15 protein-coding genes are annotated in these 19,590 nt (G+C 42.5%); 6 read left to right on the forward strand and 9 right to left on the reverse strand.

Annotated features, from left to right (window positions below):
• Positions 1-40: 40 nt before the first annotated feature.
• A complete protein-coding gene (gene queA / locus L1070_RS08290) occupies positions 41-1,081 on the reverse strand; it encodes a tRNA preQ1(34) S-adenosylmethionine ribosyltransferase-isomerase QueA (RefSeq protein WP_237125202.1) in 1,041 nt (346 codons plus the stop codon).
• 250 nt (positions 1,082-1,331) lie between these two features.
• Between queA and L1070_RS08295 the strand changes: the two genes are divergently transcribed.
• Together L1070_RS08295 and L1070_RS08300 are read left to right on the forward strand one after the other, a co-directional pair.
• Positions 1,332-3,842, forward strand: a complete 2,511-nt coding sequence (locus L1070_RS08295) for an EAL domain-containing protein (protein WP_237125203.1) — start codon at positions 1,332-1,334, stop codon at positions 3,840-3,842.
• 152 nt (positions 3,843-3,994) lie between these two features.
• The gene (locus tag L1070_RS08300; RefSeq protein ID WP_070986196.1) at positions 3,995-4,192 is read left to right on the forward strand and encodes a hypothetical protein; all 198 of its coding nucleotides are present in this window, start codon (positions 3,995-3,997) and stop codon (positions 4,190-4,192) included.
• Positions 4,193-4,222: 30 nt separating this feature from the next.
• Here L1070_RS08300 and L1070_RS08305 read toward each other — a convergent pair whose 3' ends face one another.
• The 7 genes from L1070_RS08305 to L1070_RS08335 form a co-directional block, all read right to left on the reverse strand.
• Positions 4,223-5,140, reverse strand: a complete 918-nt coding sequence (locus tag L1070_RS08305) for a LysR substrate-binding domain-containing protein (RefSeq protein ID WP_237125204.1) — start codon at positions 5,138-5,140, stop codon at positions 4,223-4,225.
• Between the two features lie 146 nt (positions 5,141-5,286).
• On the reverse strand, positions 5,287-6,555 hold the full coding sequence (locus L1070_RS08310) for an inorganic phosphate transporter (protein ID WP_070986198.1): 1,269 nt from the start codon (positions 6,553-6,555) through the stop codon (positions 5,287-5,289).
• Positions 6,556-6,590: 35 nt separating this feature from the next.
• Positions 6,591-7,268, reverse strand: coding sequence for a TIGR00153 family protein (locus tag L1070_RS08315; protein WP_237125205.1), 678 nt, complete (start codon positions 7,266-7,268; stop codon positions 6,591-6,593).
• 140 nt (positions 7,269-7,408) lie between these two features.
• On the reverse strand, positions 7,409-8,110 hold the full coding sequence (gene phoU / locus L1070_RS08320; RefSeq protein ID WP_070986200.1) for a phosphate signaling complex protein PhoU: 702 nt from the start codon (positions 8,108-8,110) through the stop codon (positions 7,409-7,411).
• Between the two features lie 22 nt (positions 8,111-8,132).
• The gene (gene pstB, locus L1070_RS08325) at positions 8,133-8,960 is read right to left on the reverse strand and encodes a phosphate ABC transporter ATP-binding protein PstB (protein WP_070986201.1); all 828 of its coding nucleotides are present in this window, start codon (positions 8,958-8,960) and stop codon (positions 8,133-8,135) included.
• Between the two features lie 28 nt (positions 8,961-8,988).
• Entirely contained in the window at positions 8,989-10,638 is a 1,650-nt protein-coding gene (gene pstA / locus L1070_RS08330) for a phosphate ABC transporter permease PstA (RefSeq protein WP_237125206.1), read from the reverse strand.
• Positions 10,639-10,655: 17 nt separating this feature from the next.
• Complete coding sequence (locus L1070_RS08335; protein ID WP_237125207.1) at positions 10,656-12,890, reverse strand: ABC transporter permease subunit; 2,235 nt, start codon at positions 12,888-12,890, stop codon at positions 10,656-10,658.
• A 320-nt stretch (positions 12,891-13,210) separates the two neighbouring features.
• Between L1070_RS08335 and L1070_RS08340 the strand changes: the two genes are divergently transcribed.
• The 3 genes from L1070_RS08340 (at position 13,211) to L1070_RS08350 (ending at position 17,420) form a co-directional block, all read left to right on the forward strand.
• Complete coding sequence (locus L1070_RS08340) at positions 13,211-13,717, forward strand: ACT domain-containing protein (RefSeq protein ID WP_237125208.1); 507 nt, start codon at positions 13,211-13,213, stop codon at positions 13,715-13,717.
• A gap of 143 nt (positions 13,718-13,860) precedes the next feature.
• Positions 13,861-15,948 carry a polyphosphate kinase 1 gene (ppk1, locus tag L1070_RS08345; RefSeq protein WP_237125209.1) on the forward strand — a complete coding sequence of 696 codons (2,088 nt, stop codon included), beginning with the start codon at positions 13,861-13,863 and terminating at the stop codon, positions 15,946-15,948.
• Entirely contained in the window at positions 15,945-17,420 is a 1,476-nt protein-coding gene (locus L1070_RS08350) for an exopolyphosphatase (protein WP_237125210.1), read from the forward strand. The genes ppk1 and L1070_RS08350 overlap by 4 nt, the downstream gene beginning before the upstream one ends.
• Here L1070_RS08350 and L1070_RS08355 read toward each other — a convergent pair.
• Positions 17,417-18,685 carry an HDOD domain-containing protein gene (locus tag L1070_RS08355; RefSeq protein WP_237125211.1) on the reverse strand — a complete coding sequence of 423 codons (1,269 nt, stop codon included), beginning with the start codon at positions 18,683-18,685 and terminating at the stop codon, positions 17,417-17,419. The genes L1070_RS08350 and L1070_RS08355 overlap by 4 nt on opposite strands.
• 161 nt (positions 18,686-18,846) lie before the next feature.
• Here L1070_RS08355 and L1070_RS08360 point away from each other — a divergent pair, with 161 nt between their 5' ends.
• Positions 18,847-19,584, forward strand: coding sequence for a transporter substrate-binding domain-containing protein (locus L1070_RS08360; protein WP_237125212.1), 738 nt, complete (start codon positions 18,847-18,849; stop codon positions 19,582-19,584).
• The last annotated feature ends 6 nt before the right edge of the window (positions 19,585-19,590 follow it).

A 19,590-nucleotide genomic window follows, 5' to 3' on the forward strand; every position in this document is an offset into this window, starting at 1 on the left:
GTGAATAGAGACAAAAAACCCAGCTAATGCTGGGCTTTGTTTATGAACGAGTTTGTTTCGTTAAAAACATCGCATCACCATAACTGAAAAAGCGATAACGCTGCTCAATCGCTTGGTGGTATGCATTCATAATATGGGTTTGACCGGCAAAGGCACTGACCAACATAATCAAGGTGGACTCAGGTAGGTGAAAGTTTGTCACCATGGCATCCACAACTTTGAACTCATACCCTGGATAGATAAAAATATCCGTGTCTCCAGTAAACGCTTGTAGTTCTCCACCATGCACTTTGGCGGCAGACTCTAAAGAACGCACTGATGTGGTTCCAACTGCAATGACTCGACCACCTTTAGCCTTCGCTGCTGCAATTGCTTCAACAACCGATTCTGGCACCTCAATGTATTCAGAGTGCATCACATGCTCATCAACCGAATCAACTCTCACAGGCTGAAAAGTACCTGCGCCAACATGTAGCGTGATAAATGCGGTTTCTACACCTTTGTCTTTGATCTGTTGTAATAGCTTTTCATCAAAATGTAGACCGGCCGTTGGCGCAGCAACAGCGCCTGGCTTCTCATTGTATACAGTTTGGTAGCGTTGCTTGTCTTCTTCTTCGTCGGGTCTGTCAATGTATGGCGGCAAAGGCATATGACCAATTTCTTCCAAAATGCTCAATACACCTTGCTCTGCATGAAACTCTAGCTCGAACAATTCGCCTTGACGCCCCAACATAGTTGCTTCGGCTTTGTCTTCTAAGATAAGCGTTGCACCCGCCTTTGGTGACTTACTTGAGCGAATATGTGCCAGCACTCTATGTTCATCAAGTACTCGCTCCACTAATACCTCAACTTTTCCGCCCGTAGACTTTTGTCCAAACATACGTGCGGGGATAACTTTAGTATTATTGAAGATCATGATGTCATTGGGTTGCAGCATCTCCAAAATATCAGTAAAGACCTTATGTGAAATTTCGCCGCTATCCCCATCGAGCGCCAATAAACGACTACTTGAACGTTCTTTTTTGGGGTGACGAGCAATTAATTCATCGGGAAGTTCAAAACTAAAATCAGCTACGCGCATGACAACATCTCATGTAAGAAAATAGGCGCCAAGTCTAGTGATCCTAATGGGGTAAATCAAGTGCTTGTAACCTTGCACAAATAGCATTAACCTAGCGTGGTTGCGGTTAGCCTAAAGAAACTAAAACTACCAGCTTGGTAAAAAAACTAACGCTAATATTTTTTAATTTTAAAAACAGCAACTTATTATATAAAGCAGTTCAGAGGTGTCGCTTGTTGTTGAATAAATACGTGGAGTTAAGGCGTTAATCGTGGCCAGACAATTAAATTTATTGATTGTAAACTCAAGTGAGCAAGAGCGAAACACAATAAAAAATACACTACAGAAATTAGATGTCTTCACTTTTATCGAATGTGAGGACAGTCAAAATGCGCTGCAATTTTTGAAAAAACAAGCGGTTGATGTGGTAATTTCTGGACTAGATGTAGGGAAAATTGACGGCTGGCGCTTTTCACGTATGGTGCGTTCTGGGCTGCTCAATACACCTAAAAACACCCCGATTGTGCTCATTCCTCCGATATACTGCGAGCGTATTGCAGAAACAACTGCACGTAGTTATAGCATAGATGCTGTATTACCTTTTGAGCGACATGCAGCATTGCCCCAAGTGTTGGCCAATGTGCTATCTACTCACTTAGAAAAAAGCAGCCGTTTAAACTTGTTGCTTATGGAGCCAAAGCAACAACGCGCCGAGGAAATATGCGAACATTTGGCGCTTAATTTTGCCTGTACACATGTTAATACAACGCAAGATGCGCTATCACTGTTCAGGCAAAGCAGCTTCGCCATTATTTTACTAGATGCCACAGCGACTCGTGCCCCCGCAGCCAAGGAGCTGGTGACACATATTTTAAAGCACAACCCCAATCAAGCAATTGTAACGATTATTGATAGTCGTGATGCTGACTACGCTGAACAACTCCTGTTGCTTGGAGTGACTGACTTTGTTCGTGAACCTTACGATATATCTATTTTGAGTAAAGTGTGTGATCACGCTGCGCGACGCGAAGATTTCATGGTGAGCTATGCCGAATTTGAAGAGAAGGTATCACAATTAAGCCGCAGCGAACAAAGCTATAAAGAGCTATTTTCAGCGCACCAACGGATCCTGCTACACCTGAATACCGTTGTTATGGAACTTGACCAAGAGGGGTTAATCCGCTTTATCAATCCTGCGTGGGAAACACTCTCAGGCCATGGTATCAAAAGCAGTCTCAATAAGTCGTTATGTGAATTTGTCACCGAAGAATATCAGCATGCATTGGAAAAGGTCCTTGGAAAAATCATAACAGGCTCACAGCATCAAGCAAAAATCGAACTACAGATTTGCCACCAAAAGCAAAGGCACATATGGGTAGAATGCCGATTCCAATTAATTAAAAACAGTACCAGCAGAGCTACGATCACAGCGACCTTAGATAACATTCATGAGCGCAAACAAGCTGAGCTACAACTTAGGCATTTAGCACTACACGATACCCTAACGGGGCTGCACAATCGATATTACTTTGACCAACAGTTACAACATATATGCTCATCTGTTGCGTCAAACCGCAAAATTGAGCATGCGTTGCTATATATCGATTTAGATCATTTTAAAATCATAAATGACAGCAAGGGGCATCAACAAGGTGATATCGTTCTCAAAGAAGTATCACAGTTATTTGGCGAAAACATCAGTGATGAGCACTTGATATTCCGAATTGGTGGCGATGAATTCGCGATCATTTTAAGCAATACGAATCTACTGGATGCGCATTTAGCAGCCGAAGGGATATGTATGGCAATAGAAAAGCATAAGTTTCATTCGGAAGAAAACAGTTACTCGATTAGCTGCTCTATCGGGTTGACGCAAATCACTATCGACAACCATGATGCTAACGAGTGTCTCAAGCAAGCGGATATTGCTTTATATGTGGCCAAGAGTCTAGGCCGAAATTTAGTGCATTGTTACAGTAAAGAAGATGCCAAAAGCAGTACCTTACAATCAGGATTAGAATGGGGGCATAGCGTTCGTGAAGCCTTGCAAAATAATCTAATTGAATTGCACTACCAACCGATATGGGACTTTAAAAACAACAAGATTGCTTACTTTGAAGCTCTACTGCGATTAGTCGTCAAAGGCGAGCTGATTTATCCAAACCAGTTTATTCCCGCTTTGGAGCTGCTCAATGACACCTTCCTAATGGACCAATGTGTCATTAAGCACGCGATTGCTTCTGTTGCGCAACACCCAGAGTTAAACCAAGTGGCGATTAACTTATCCGCTCAGTCGTTTTTAGACGAACGTTTACTGCCGCATATTCAAACCTGCTTAGTTGAGCATCAGGTTGCCGCCGAACGTATCATTTTTGAAATAACTGAGTCTGCAAGTATCAAAAACCTAACCGCAACTCAGGCCATGATCGCAAAGCTCAATCAACTAGGCTGTCATTTTTCTATTGATGACTTTGGTACTGGATTCAGCACATTTAGTTATTTAAAACAACTACCTGCACAACATGTAAAAATCGATGGTTCATTCGTTAGAGACATGCTCAATGACCCTATTGATTTAGCACTGGTCAAAGCGGTGCATGACATCAGCCATTCGCTAGATAAGCGTTCGGTAGCAGAGTACGTTGAAAATTACGAAATATTTAAAGCACTAAAGGAGATTGGTGTTGATTACGCACAAGGCTTCTATATTGCCAAGCCTATGCCAATTGAAAAATTAAAAGTAGCTATCCCAACTATTTTAGCTAGCAAAACAATCCGATAACAAATATATACAAAAGTCGACTTTTTCTTCCTATAAACTCATCTATAATTACTTTACATGGTGCTGTCCAGCTAAGTTATTGATTTTACCACTTTAACTGGACATTCAAAGGATTGAGCTACATCACCTTATGGACGTCTAGGAGTGTAATTATGAGCCAGTTAATGATTTTTTTGTTTATTATCAACATATTGGTAGCAATTCAGTGCTATCGAAATGCACGATTAAAGGGCTACCCAAGTAAAGTTTTTACTATATTGGGCTTGGTCCCCTACTTTAACTTGGTTGTTTGGGTCTATCTACTGTTTTTACCCGACCTTAGCTCAGCCAGTAAATTTGAACCTTCCTAACATATTGTGGGCGCGATGCGCCCTGATTTTTTAGCTTTTCGACTGTACACATTGTACATTGACGAACTCAGAAACTTGCTCACTAAACAGACGAAAGTCTCTAATTCTTCCTGTCGTTTTGCGCCACAATAAACCAATTTCACGGTATGCATCACCCAGAGTATCGCGTGCCACCATTGGCTTGCCATTTAAGATCCCAGCATTTATCGCCATTTGGGGTAAAAATGTCACACCATTTTGATATTCAACCATGCTCAACAAAGTATGCAAATTAGCAGCCTCAAAAGGGTTAATACAATCGCTACGGTTTAGATGGCAAGCACTCAGCGCATGACCTGTCATACAATGTTCCCGTTCGAGTAGAAAAACACTCTGCTCTGGCAACAGGTTAAAATCAGTTACATTATCTGCAATATGGTAGTCTTTGTGGTGGACCAATGAAAAATGGTCTTTAGCAAGCACCTGCGTATGAAAACGTTCCGTACGATAAGGTAGTGCTAGCATCGCCATATCAATGTGTCCATGTTCCAGCTTATCCAGCAACCTATCACTTGTATCCTCCACAAGTACCAGTTGTAGTTGCTCAAAATGTTGTTTACAGAATTGATAAAGCGGCGCTGCGATAAAACTGGCGACTGTAGGAATAACCCCCAAAGTTAACTTACCACTAAGCGGGTGCTTGTAACTTTTGGTAAGCTCCTTGACGCTCATGGTATCGGCAATGATCTTCTTTGCACGTGTAACCACTTCCTCACCAATATCAGTAAACATCAAGCTGCGATTCTCACGCTCAATTAACTGACAACCTAGGGTTTCTTCTAAGGTTTGAATGGCACTACTTAGTGTGGATTGACCAATAAAACAGGCCTCGGCCGCACGGCCAAAGTGCTGATGCTGATGTACAGCAATAAGATATTGGAGTTGCTTAATACTGGGCAGGTTATTCACTATGGACAAGTTTTATTAAGGTATACAATGATGTCAGTATAACCCTGATGTACAACGAGTAAAACCTTCTTTAGATGCCCATAAATAAAAAGACCCCAGCACTTAAGTGCTGAGATCTTTTCAAGCTAAAAGTCTGTCTTTCTAAGCTACACGCCGAACGCGGTTCTTAGAATGTAGAATATAACAATAGCAAGAGCAGCACCAACTGGCAATGTGATCACCCAAGAAACTACAATGTTTCTGATCACACCCATGTTTAATGCAGCGATACCACGTGCCATACCCACACCCAACACGGCACCTACCAGTGTTTGAGTTGTCGAAATTGGCAAACCAGTACCTGATGCAATTACCACTGTTGATGCAGCTGCAAGTTCAGCAGCAAAACCGCGGCTTGGCGTTAGGTGTGTAATACCTTCACCGATAGTTTTAATTACTTTCTTACCTAGAATAGCTAGACCTGCAACAATACCTAGGCCACCTAGTGGTAAAATCCACCAAGCAAGTGCGGCTTTCTTCGCCATCACACCGTCATTTTCTACGATGTTCACAACCGCAGCAAGAGGACCAATCGCGTTTGCTACGTCATTTGAACCATGTGCAAAAGCCATACAACAAGCTGTTAGTACCATAAGCACCGCAAATACTTTCTCAACGTTGTTGAACTGCATTTGCTTGTCAGCTTTAGGGTCCATCTTCAAACGTGCGATAGCAATCTTGCCTATGATACCTACCAACACAGCAATACCAATCGCTAGTGCGTAGCCTTCAACTGTGCCAAGGTTAATACCAACGTGCTTCAGACCCTTTTTGATGGTCACTAGTGACATCACAAAACCCGCAAGACCCATATAGATAGGTACGTAGCGTTTCGCGTTTTGCAATGGTGCTGAGGTATCAAAAATCAGTTTTTGCGCGCTCATGAAGATCAGGTACGCTATGAAACCCGATATCGCAGGCGTCACAACCCAACTACCTACAATCCCAGCCACTTTACCCCATTGAATCGCCTCTGTGCCTACTGCAACTAAGGCAAAGCCAATGATTGCACCAATGATTGAGTGTGTTGTTGATACCGGCCACCCTAACACTGAGGCCAATAGTAACCAAGCGCCCGCCGCAAATAATGCCGAGATCATTCCTAAAACCATTAATTCAGGAATATCCACAAATGGAGCTGCGTCAATGATCCCTTTACGAATGGTTGACGTTACTTCACCGCCCGCTAGATACGCGCCAGCAAATTCAAAGATCATAGCAATTAAGATTGCTTGTTTAATGGTTAGTGCTTTTGAACCAACCGATGTACCCATCGCATTAGCAACGTCATTTGCGCCAATGCCATAAGCCATAAAGAAACCAACTGCTGCTGCAATAAGCACCAGCATGGTACCGTAGGATGCAATGATATCCATTGTAAAACCTTACTTTGTAAACTTCGTAATTTGAATTAACGTGCGAGCATCAGCTCTAAGCGAGAACCAACGCGTTCAGCGATATCGGCAAGTTCACCCACCCATTCGATGATCTTGTACAAGAACATCACATCAACAGGGTTTAACTCCCCTTCAACAGCGCGTAACTCTTGGCGGATTCTTATTTGCATTTCATCCGTATCTTGCTCGATCGCATCCAATTCGACCAACATGTTTTCTACCAAAGTTACTTCACGGCCACGGAAGCCTGTTTCTAATAGTTCATCAAGTTCATTAATGGCTTTAGAGGCTTGCTTTGTCGCATCAACACAACGTTTTAAGTAAGCTAGGAATTCTGTTTGAATTTCTTCTGGAATTACCATTTCGCGACCAACAACACGACCTGCGATGTCTTTCGCTTTATTCGCTATTTTGTCTTGATGGGTAATTAGCTCAAGTAGATCGGTACGTTCTACAGGCATGAATAAACCACGAGGCAACTGTAAACGAACTTCTCGTTTTAGTTTATCTGCTTCGCGCTCATAATTGCGGATTTGTACACGTAGCGCTTCGGCTTCGGTCCATTCCCCTTTAAAAACATGATCAAAAAACGGCACTAAAGCTTTACTTGCTTTGTGAACAATTTTGATGTGTTCTTCGATTGGTTTAATAGGTGATTTTGCAAAAACCCCTAAAAACGCATTTGTAGGCATAACTGACCCTTAAATCATATTTATATGCTTTGCGGTATGTAATTTTACAGCATTGAGCGTCATTGTGAACGATTTTTATCGGTAAGATAAATTAAGCTGAGCTTAACGACTAAAGTTAAGCTCAGCTTGGATGATGTGAGTTATAGAGATTTTTCTATATCTTCTTGAGATGTATGGCGAATATCTTTGCCATTAACAAAATAAATGACATATTCTGCGATGTTTTGGCAACGATCACCAATGCGCTCTAAAGAGCGAACAGACCAAATTAAATCCATGATTTTTGGAATCGAGCGAGGGTCTTCCATCATGTAAGTCATAATTTGACGTGTTAACGCTTCGTATTCTCTATCTACTTTGGCATCTTCTTTGTGTACTTCAAAGGCACGTTGAGCGTCCATTCTTGCAAATGCATCAAGAACATCATGAAGCATTTTCGATACTTGACGACCCATGTTCTCAATATTTACCAATAAATCTTGCTGATCCTTTGTAAATGAGTCTAATGCTACGCGAGCGATACGCTCCGCTTCATCGCCAATACGCTCAAGGTCTGCAATGGTTTTTGCTATCGCAACCACCAGACGCAAATCACTCGCTGCAGGCTGACGCTTAGCAATGATACGCGTACACTCTTCATCAATATTCACTTCCATTGCGTTGACTTTGTAGTCATTTTCACTGACTTTGCGGGCTTTTTCGGCATCGCAATCATTGACTGCATCAAGCGCTAAATTCAGCTGTTGCTCTACCAAGCCCCCCATGCTCAGCACATGGTTGCGTACATTTTCTAGTTCTTCATTGAAGCGACCAGAGATATGTTTATTTAGATTGTGTTCCATATTTTTCCCCTATGTCAGCCGCTTAACCGTAACGACCTGTAATGTAGTCTTCGGTTTTCTTCTTCGATGGGGTCGTGAATAGCGTGTTAGTATCTGCATATTCAATCAGCTCACCCATGTACATGAACGCGGTCTGATCCGAAACACGAGCAGCCTGTTGCATGTTATGCGTAACAATCACCACTGTGTATTTATTCTTAAGATCGTTTATTAATTCTTCGATAACCAAAGTAGAAATAGGGTCCAATGCTGAGGTTGGCTCATCCAGCAGTAGTACTTCTGGCTCAATTGCAATAGAACGTGCAATAACCAAACGCTGTTGCTGACCACCCGATAACCCAAATGCACTGTCGTGTAGACGATCTTTAACTTCATCCCACAACGCGGCACCACGTAAAGACTTTTCAACTACTTCATCTAGCTTACGCTTATCTTTGATCCCCTGTAAGCGTAACCCATAAACAACGTTTTCGTATATTGATTTAGGAAACGGGTTTGGACGCTGAAACACCATGCCTACATTACGACGTAACGCCGCAACATCTACACGTTTGTCGTAAATGTTTTGCCCTTGCAAAATAATTTCGCCTTCGATACGACAACTATCAACTAAGTCATTCATACGGTTGATACAACGTAACAAGGTTGATTTACCACAGCCTGATGGACCGATAAACGCAGTCACCTGACCTTTTGGGATCAACATGTTGACCTTGCTCAGCGCTTGCTTATCACCATAGTAAAGATCTAGGTCTTTGATTTGCAGAGACGTTTGCTCTGGTGTCAAATTTGCAAGATCGAGCTTTTTTTGGCCATTGGCCTGATTAACTTCTGGAGCTACTGTAATCATTACTTTTACCTACTTAAAATCTTTACTATTAATGTTCAAGTGATCTAAATTTTTCACGCAAGTGGTTGCGAATGCCAATTGCTGTGATGTTTAGGGCGATGATCACCGTCACTAACAAAAATGCTGTTGCATATACTAACGGTCGTGCGGCTTCGACATTCGGACTTTGGAAACCTACATCATAAATATGGAAGCCTAAGTGCATAAACTTACGATCTAAATGAATATATGGGAAGTTTCCATCCAACGGCAGTGTCGGTGCCATTTTCACAACCCCTACCAACATCAGTGGTGCGACTTCACCTGCAGCCCGCGCAACGGCCAAAATCAGTCCGGTCATAATCGCAGGGCTTGCCATTGGCACGACGATACGCCATAGCGTTTCAGCCTTAGTAGCACCGAGTGCTAGTGAACCATGACGCACCGTGCTTGGAATGCGCGATAAGCCTTCTTCGGTTGAAACAATAACCACAGGCAAGGTCAAAATAGCTAATGTTAATGCAGACCAAATTACCCCAGGTGTACCAAACACAGGGCTAGGTGCGGCTTCTGGATAAAATAATTGGTCAATTGAGCCTCCTAACATGTAGACGAAAAAGCCCAGACCAAATACACCGTATACAATCGAAGGAACACCAGCCAAATTAATTACCGCGATGCGGATCATTTTTGTCACCGCATTTTTTGCGGCATATTCGTGTAAGTAGATTGCAGCTACCACTCCAAATGGTGTCACGATCACAGCCATCAACATAACCATAAATACCGTACCAAATATCGCTGGGAACACCCCACCTTCGGTATTAGCTTCACGCGGGTCATCGCTGATGAATTTTCCAATTTGTGAAATATAGTGACCAACCTTGGCAAAATAACTCATATTATTCGGGAACCAAACATCAAGCACTTGATATAAAGGTAAGGTAACGAGTTCACCACGCATGTCTCGAACAATTACCTGATCACGTTTCGCCTGCTTGCGTAATTCAAATAAACGTTCTTCTAATACCTTATACTCTTCACGTAACTGTGCTCGACGTGTCTGTAGTTCAGCCATTCGTTCATCAGTTAACGCATTATCAAGTACGTAGCCCTTTTCTTTTAAGCGCATACGCTCAAGTTCATAGTTAATATGGCCAATATCGCCATTTTGTAGATCTAGCGCTTCGTCATTGAGCTCTACTGCGCGCTCAACAAGCTCATACAAGCGCTCAATGGCATTGTTTTCAACCACTTTGCCATCTTCAATCACCTGTTCTACATAACCATAGAAGTTACCATTTTTGCTACGCTCAAATACCGCGAGATTTGCAGGTGTTGATTGCTGCTGTATATCCGTTGAAAGCACCCAACGGAAATCCAACTCAACGTATTCACGGTTACCCGTTTTAATCAACAAGCGTTCGATAAACTCTTGGTCGTAAGCTGATAAATCATAACCTGCTGCCTCTAGTCGAGATTTAGGCACTTGCTCACGATCGTAAATCTCACCTATGACGACTTGTTTCGCAACAGAGCCATCTAAATGCATCTCTACAACCTGAGATGGCCAGAAAAAGCTTAAACCTTTCCAAGCTATCATTGCCAATAGGCCGAGCACCGAAATCAAGCTAATACTTACTGCACCACCTGTCATCCAGATCCACGGAGACCCTGACTTAAACCACTGTTTTACCATGTCATGAACTCCAACTATTACATCGAGCTATATTTTTCACGAAGCTGCTGACGGACAAACTCAGCAACCGTGTTAAATACAAAGGTGAAAATAAATAATACAAATGCCGCAAGGAACAGAATACGATAGTGTGAACTGCCAACTTCTGACTCAGGCATTTCAACCGCGATATTCGCAGCCAACGTACGCATTCCTTGGAAAATACTCCAATCCATAATTGGCGTATTACCGGTGGCCATCAATACGATCATGGTCTCGCCCACCGCACGTCCTAACCCCATCATAACCGCAGAGAAAATGCCTGGACTTGCTGTTAGTAGTACCACTCTAACCAGTGTCTGCCATTGAGTTGCACCAAGCGCTAACGAACCATTTGATAAGTGTTTAGGGACACTGAAAACAGCGTCTTCAGCGATAGAGAAAATAGTCGGTATTACGGCAAAACCCATAGCGATACCAACCACCAATGAGTTTCGTTGGTCAAAGGTTAGGCCCAATTCATTGGTCAAATATTGACGCACATTACCATCGAACATCCAATCTTCTACGCTGCCGCTAATTGCAAACGACACCCAGCCGACAATTAACACCACTGGGATCAGCAGGATTGAGTGCCAGCCTTCCGGTATAACATGTTGAATCTTTTCTGGTAACTTAGTCCACAAGAAGGCCGTGCCTATCATTGCCGCAGGTAGCAACAGTAACAAGGCGACAATAGCTGGGAGATGAGTTTCTATCAGCGGAGCCAACCAAAGGCCAGCTAAAAATCCGAGAATTACGGTTGGCAACGCTTCCATTATCTCTACCGTAGGCTTTACCACGCGACGCAGCTCACTAGACATAAAGTAGGCTGTATATACGGCCGCTGAAAGCGCAATAGGTACAGCAAATAACATGGCATACATGGCCGCTTTAATCGTACCAAAAGAAATTGGCACTAAAGAAAACTTCGATTCAAAATCGTCTGATGCTGATGTTGATTGCCAAATATAATCTGGCTCTGGGTAGCCTTCGTACCAAACTTCTTGCCACAATGCCGACCAAGTAACTTCAGGGTGCTCGTTATGTACATCAAACACTGACAGTTTGTCATCTGCAACGATCAGCACCGCATTGGAGCGTGGAGAAACGGCAAATGATTGAATTGCCCCTTCACTGACCTTACCCTGCCATAAATGTGCTTCACTTGTGGTGTAATAAAGGCCTAAGTCACCGCTGTTGTTTGTCGTAAAGAATGTGCGTCGGTAATACTCGCTGTAGATATCAACATCACTATTTTTGCTGGTTTCAAATGCTCTGATTTTTTGAAATTTACGTCCTGTATCAGAGTTCACTTCAAACCATTGTGACACCTCACCGTTGTCATTTGCTAACATAAGAGAGTTAGCACCCGCTAGCAGAGATGTACCTACTAAATTAGCATTCTCTTCATTTGCTGCCAAAACTTGTATTTGTTCAACATCGCTTGGGTAACGAGTATCAAAAATATAGACTTGATTGGCTGAACGAACGAAAGTACGAGTTGTATCAGGGGTGATCAATAGTTCATCTATACGGCCATCAATTTCTAACTCAGTACGCTCAACCACCCACTCGACTTCACCACTAAACATATTTTCTTCTGCCACGAATGAGGCAAAGATAAGGCGTTTATCTGCAGTGAGAGCAATCACAGCGGTTTTATCTTCATAATGGCTAAAAGCAAAACGTTTAATTGCTTTTTCCTGCTCATCAACAAGCAATTGTTTGCCATCTAGAGGGTAGCTTAAGCGTGGTGAAATCACGCGTTCGTTACCAGGAAAAGTAACTAAAAACGAAGGTTTTACTAACTGAACCTGACCATTGTCCAGTCCATAAGCATACTGGCCTAAAAAAGGGGCACTTTTTGCTGCACTGGTTACTTGGCCATCTAAATTTACGGATAAGCGCTCAATTAACCCGCCCGCTTGCTGTCCCTTTACCTGATAAAAGTCGACATGTCCTGTACGACTAAGCAAGTACGCAATCTCAGTTTGCTCCTCAATACCAATGCCCACATATTGTTGTGCGCTACTCAACGTCACATCAACACGCTTCTCTACTTTTGCGGACTCAAATATAGGCTGAACAACATAGAGTAAATAGAAGAAGATCAGCAACAATGCGATCAATACCATCACTCCACCAGCTGATATACCAAACTGTGCAAACCGATCTTTGAATAGACGGCTTCTATCCGTTCTAAAAGACGGTTGCTGCGGATTTGAAGACATCAAAACACCCTTTCATTTTAAAGTTGGCGGGCATTATATTTCATCAAGATGACAGTTATGTTACACCGTGCTCAGTGGAATATTATAATATCGGGTACAATTTGTGACTAAATTATTGCTAACATAGCATAAAAGGGATTGTTTTCATTTCTTTACAAACCAAAGGGGAATTGGATTGGACATCATAAATTGGTGAACTAATCTTAGAACGCGGAATCTACCATTGAGGCTATGTATAAGGATCATCCCTCACATATCGAAGCCGCTTTTTTCCACCGCTATGTAGTTATTCATGGCAAAAATAATAAGAGACACGCATTATGAAGCAGTTAGTTTTAACAATAATTGGAAAAGACCGACCCGGTCTAGTTGAAGAAATATCTTCAGCCGTGCTTGCACATCACGGCAACTGGCTCACCAGTAATCTCAGCCACTTGGCAGGACAATTTGCAGGGATAGTTCAAGTTGAAGTTGCCGAAGAACACTTACAAGAACTTCGTGATGGTTTGGCTGCTTTGCCAGGATTAGACGTAAGAATGGAAAGCGGTGATGTAATACGAGAGCAAGAATTACCTGAAACCATTAATTTAGTGATCACAGGCAATGACCGCCCAGGAATTGTACAGGAACTAGCAACTGTGATCCGCCATAAAGGCGCCAACATTACGCATTTAAATTCAAGGCAGCAAAGTGCCCCTAATTGGGGCGTACCAATATTCAGTGCCTTTGCAACCGTAACGCTACCTGTCGGCATGAATAAAGACAGTGTAATTAATGCGCTAGAGTCAATAACTAGTGACCTAATTGTCGATATAGAAACAGAGTAACTCCTCTCATACACTAACAAGCGTATTGATTTTATTGCCACGAACAGATCGTATGACAAGTTGTCGTTTTAGAAGACACTTGTCATACCGCCGTCACATTATGGACCTATATTTGACGCAGCTAATTTGTCGTGGATATCAACATGCAGGCTCTACCTTCTCAACCGAAAACTGTTAGTTATTTTGCAAAAGAATTAAGTTGGCTATCATTTAACGAACGCGTATTACAAGAAGCTAAAGATAGCAGCAACCCAATCATAGAGCGGATACGCTTTCTGGGGATTTTTTCAAACAATCTCGACGAGTTTTTTCAAGTACGTGTTGCTGATGTAAAGCGGCGCGTTCTGCTTAATAACTTACCCAATACTAATTTTGATGAAGATGAAGCGCTGCTTAGCCAAATAAATCAAAAAGTACTACAGCTTGGTAAAAAGTTTACCCATATTCACCAGCAGATTTTGAGTGACCTTGAGAAATATCACATCCACTTAAGTCGACCTCAAGAGCTATCGGAATTTCATCAAACTTGGCTCAAGCGTTATTTTGAAGACCAGGTCTTACCCAATATGTCACCCATGTTGCTGATAGAAAGCAAAGACTATTCGGACAACATGAACGACACGATGACCTATCTGTTTGTGCACATGAATGGTGAGAAGCAACATTATGCCTTACTAGAAGTGCCTACCGACCGACTTGCTCGATTTGTACAGCTTCCACCTGAACGCTCACGACGCCAAAAGCACATCGTGATGTTGGATGACATCGTGCAGTTCTTTTTGCGCGATGTTTTTAACAGCTTCTTTCATTTCGACAGTATTGAAGGCTACGCCATTAAGCTGACCAGAGATGCTGAATACAATCTTGACGATGAAATAGAAGAAGGACTGCTAGACAAAATGTCAAAAGGCCTGAAACAAAGGCTATATGCCGAGCCGGTCAGGTTGGTATACGATGAGTCAATGCCAGAAGAAATGCTCAAGGTGATGAAAAAGCGCCTCGGTGTAACCCATCAGGATGCACTTATCCCAGGAGGGCGTTATCGCAACTTCAGAGACTTCATTGCTTTTCCGAATGTTGGTCGCCGTCACTTAGAAAACAAGCCACTGCCACCGCTGCAAAGCCAAGCATTTAAGCACCATGAAAGCGTGTTTTCAGCAATCTCTGAGCAAGACATTTTGCTCTATTACCCCTATCACACTTTCAATCATTTGCTGGAGTATGTTCGCCAAGCAGCTTTTGACCCTCATGTTACTCAAATTAAGGTCAATATATATCGTGTTGCAAGCAACTCCAGAATGGTCGCTTCGCTTATCAATGCCGCAAAAAATGGCAAACACGTCACGGTCATGGTCGAGTTAAAAGCCCGCTTTGACGAGCAGAATAATATCGAGTGGGCTAAGCGCTTAAGTGAAGCAGGGATCAAGGTAATGGTCGGGATCCCTGCTCTAAAGGTGCACAGTAAACTGTGTGTGATCCATCGTCGTGAAAAGGGCAAGATTATCAAATATGCGCACATAGGCACGGGTAATTTTCATGAGAAAACCGCAAAAATTTACACCGACTTCAGTCTGTTTACTAAACATCAGGATATTTGTGAAGAATGTGACAGCGTATTTCGTTTTATTGAAAGTAGCTATCGTCCTTTTCATTTTGAACACCTAATGATCTCGCCACTGAACGCGCGAGATCGTATTCTTGATTTAATTGACCAAGAAATGAAGCACGCCGAGCAAGGTAAGATTGCTCGAATAACCATTAAAATAAATAACTTGGTCGATAAACAACTGGTTGATAAATTGTATTTTGCGGCCCGTCTTGGCGTTAAAGTCAGAATTATTGTACGAGGCATGTGCGCTCTGGTACCAGGTTTGCCACGCTTTAGCGAAAACATTAAAGTGATCAGCATCGTTGACCGCTTTTTAGAGCATCCTCGTGTGATGGTATTTGAAAACTTAGGGCACCCTTTAGTTTTCATTTCTTCTGCTGACTGGATGACTCGCAACCTTGATCATCGTGTTGAGGTGGGGGTGCCCATATACAGTGAAGAATTGAAACAACTCATCATTGATATCCTTGAGCTACAATTTCGCGACCGCACCAAAGCTCGAATTATCGATGCAGAGCAAAAAAATCAATACGTAAGACGCGGTAACCGCAAAAAAATCCGCTCACAAATTGCCATATATGACCACCTTAAAAAATGGGAAAGTAACAAGAGTTCACTATGACAGAATACCCCTCTATTGCGGCCGTAGACTTAGGCTCAAACAGCTTTCATTTATTGGTTGCAAGAGAAGTTGATGGTAGCTTTCAGGTGCTTCATAAAGAAAAGCAACGCGTTAATCTAGCGGCAGGGCTTAATGCCGATATGACGCTCAGTGTGGCAGCCATGGAAAGAGCATTGGCGGTACTGAAACAGTTTGCCGCCACGTTACAAAACTTTCCCCATAGTCATGTACAAGTCGTCGCAACTTATACACTGAGAAATTGCAAAAATATTCAACAATTTCTGGTCAAAGCCAAAGCGTGCTTCCCATTTAAAATCAACGTTATTTCAGGCCAAGAAGAAGCTAGGCTCATTTACCAAGGTGTTGCAAACTATGAACACAGTGACGGTAACCGCCTAGTCATTGATATTGGTGGTGGCAGTACAGAGCTTATCATTGGTGAGCATTTCACGCATAAGTTACTGACTAGTAGAAATATGGGCTGCGTGAATATCAGTAAACAATTTTTTGCCAATGGGCGCCTATCTGAAAAGCGCTTTATTAAAGCACAAATTCGTGCTGAACAATTATTAGAACCGATTACCGCCAGTTATAAAAAGATGGGCTGGCAACGCTGCTATGGCACCTCTGGCACCATCAAAGCACTGCATGCGATTGCGGTACAGTTTGGCTACAACACGCTAACTTATGAGGTGCTGATTAAAATCAAAGCCCTTATCCTAGAATCTAAAAGCTGTGATACCCTACTCATTGAAGGGTTGTCTGAGGAGCGAAAGTCCAGCATCGCTGGCGGTCTTGCGGTACTCCTTGCAGTATTTGCTCAGTTGAATATTCACGAGCTTCACTACTGCGATCATGCACTGCGCGATGGTCTGTTACACGAAATATCGCAAAATGACGAGTTTGATATACGTACTCGCACAATTCAAACACTCAGTGAGCACTACAATGTCGATACCCAGCATAGTGCAAACATTTGTCATACGCTCAAACAATTTTACCAGCAGCTCAGTGCAAATTGGTCATTGCAAAAGCTCGACTTGCAACTGCTTTGCTGGGCCGCACAACTGCATGAAGTGGGTCTCGTTATCAATTCATCGGGGCTACACCGCCATAGCGCCTACATTGTCAGTAACAGCCAACTGCCAGGTTTTACACAAGAGCAACAGCAGGTGCTGAGTTATCTCATCCGATTTTATCGGAAAAAAATCAAAATGAGCGAACTGAAACTGTGTAGTGCAATAGAAATGGTTAAGTTTTCACGCTTATTAAGTTTATTTAGACTCGCGGTATTACTCAATGCCAAACGTCAAGACACACTCATTCCCGAGGTAAAATTGAGCAGTTATGCAGATACTTTGCTTGTTGAATTTAACAGTGGTTGGCTAAAGGAGCATACATTGATGGCGGCTGACTTGGCTCAAGAACAACATCATTTGAAAAAGTTAAATATATCTTTGAGTTACACTTAGCTTTTTACGACCGAAAAGACATCATCCCCATATTCTCGGCTTTCCATAGCTAAATCATACAAGTATTTGGTTTTTGTTGCTGGGCGAATGGCCTGTAGGATCATTTCAGCTTCTTGCCAATCATTCTTTTCAATTGCCAGCGTCAATTGCAGCGCGCCACCCAACAAGCCTTGATAACTCAAAAGTGCGCTGCTCAGTGAACTATCTAATGAAAACTCAGCAACAATGATAGATAACTCGACCTCTAAAACCGCGTCCAATACCGACATTAAACCTATTAAATATCCCTGTTCCGCCATTTCCTCCCCGCCAGGGTGTAAAAACAACTGCATAAACTTCGCTCTCACCAAACCCATTTTGGTCAGTTCAGCTGGTTTATCAACACCTAGCTCACTTAATGCAAGCACCCTAACAAACTGCCGTATGGCATCTTCGCCAAGATAGACAACCGCCTGAGAAATCGATTTCATTTCTATCTTTTGGCTACCCGCTTTAGAGTTTGCTAATTTAAGTACTCTCGCAGTCAAGCTTAAGTCTTTTGAAACTCGCTCTTGTACCTCCCGAAAGCACAGATCCGGTTTGGCCGTACAGCGTAGCAGATCGAAAACGATTAACTTAGACGGTTCAATGTTGCCGTGATTGAGCATTTCTGGGCGAGCAAAATAAAAGCCTTGGAAATAATCAGCCCCAGCATTTTTAACAAACTCGTAGTGCTCTTGTGTCTCAATGCGCTCCACAATGATCTTAACGTCTGGGTAGCTACGTTTGAGCTTTTTAATCATCATGGTGGTTTTGATAATGGGTGTTTCGATTTCTAGCTTAATATACGACATCAGCTCAATAAGAGGCTGCCATTTGGGGTTGCCATCGTAATCATCTAGTGCAAAGCGATAGCCACGCTTGCGTAGCGCTGCCACCATTTTCACTAGCTCGGGAATATTCTTAGAGCGCTCGACAATTTCTACAACCAAATTATCTGGCTTTAACAGATTAGGCAATTCTTGGAGTAAGGACTCATCAGATAAATTAATAAAGGCACGCTGACCTGCAGCTAGTCGCTCTACACCAACAAACATCAGGGAGTTAAAAAACATTCTTCCCGTTGCTTGTCCATCAGACACTCCCATAGGAAAGGCGTTGTTATTTGAGTCCCTGTATAGTAGCTCGTACGCATGTATTTTTCGTTCGACATCAAGGATAGCTTGACGCGCTATATATTGTACGGCTGTATTTTTTACTTTCGTAACAGTGCCACTCATTAACATCTATATCCTTCTCTAGCGCATTAATAGCCGTAGCCTAAGATTCAGAATACGTGATGCTCTAGTGTCGAGCAAATAAAAGTTTAACTTTCGCAGTAAAACTCACGGCCAACTTAGTCTTTTGGTAATTGCTCATGTTCAGATTGTTAGTCTAGTATAAGCGTATGAGAACTTTAATAATGATAGCTGCTTTTTATTTTTTAAGCCCGCTGCACGCCAACACCAATACTCAGCTCACTTATAGTGTAAGTGGCTCGGGGAGCTATTATCCATATTATACACATGATCCAGAGCAACCAGGCATTCTCCCCGAGGTTGTCACCGCTATTTTAGACACGGCTAATATTGAAGGCACAAATTTACTACTACCGGCAAAGAGAACCGTTTTATACCTAGAGACGGGTAAAATAGACTTTGATCTCATCAGCCCCAGTTGGCTGAATGACCAGCAGCGAAACGACCCGCGATTTATATACTCAGATGCTATTTTATCAGTTGATGAATATATAGTTTCAACTAAAAAGCTTTCATTTGAGCCTAAGCTTAGGGGCGTTGAAGTTGGCACCGTTCGCGGTTATTACTATCACGATGATATTCACTTTGAGCGCATTGACTTTAATTCCGAAAAAGAATTGTTGCAGGCGCTTGCCAAAGGTCGTATCGACCTAGCAATTATTGGTGATCTCCCTGCCATATATTGGGCAAAAGAGTTAAATATTCCGATTTACCTCAACTCTGTTCACTCTCAAGGTGAAATGCATATGCGACTACAAGCCAAGCATAAAAAACTGCTGCCCGTGATAAATCAGGCGATTAAGACGCTGCATCAGCAAGCTTTCTTTAAAACCATCACTCAACGCTATGTTCAATCTATCCCTTCCGCTGGTACGCTGGGGCATTGAGCAGTA

The organism is Pseudoalteromonas sp. MMG022 (genome assembly GCF_021654245.1).
Taxonomy (GTDB): domain Bacteria; phylum Pseudomonadota; class Gammaproteobacteria; order Enterobacterales; family Alteromonadaceae; genus Pseudoalteromonas; species Pseudoalteromonas amylolytica.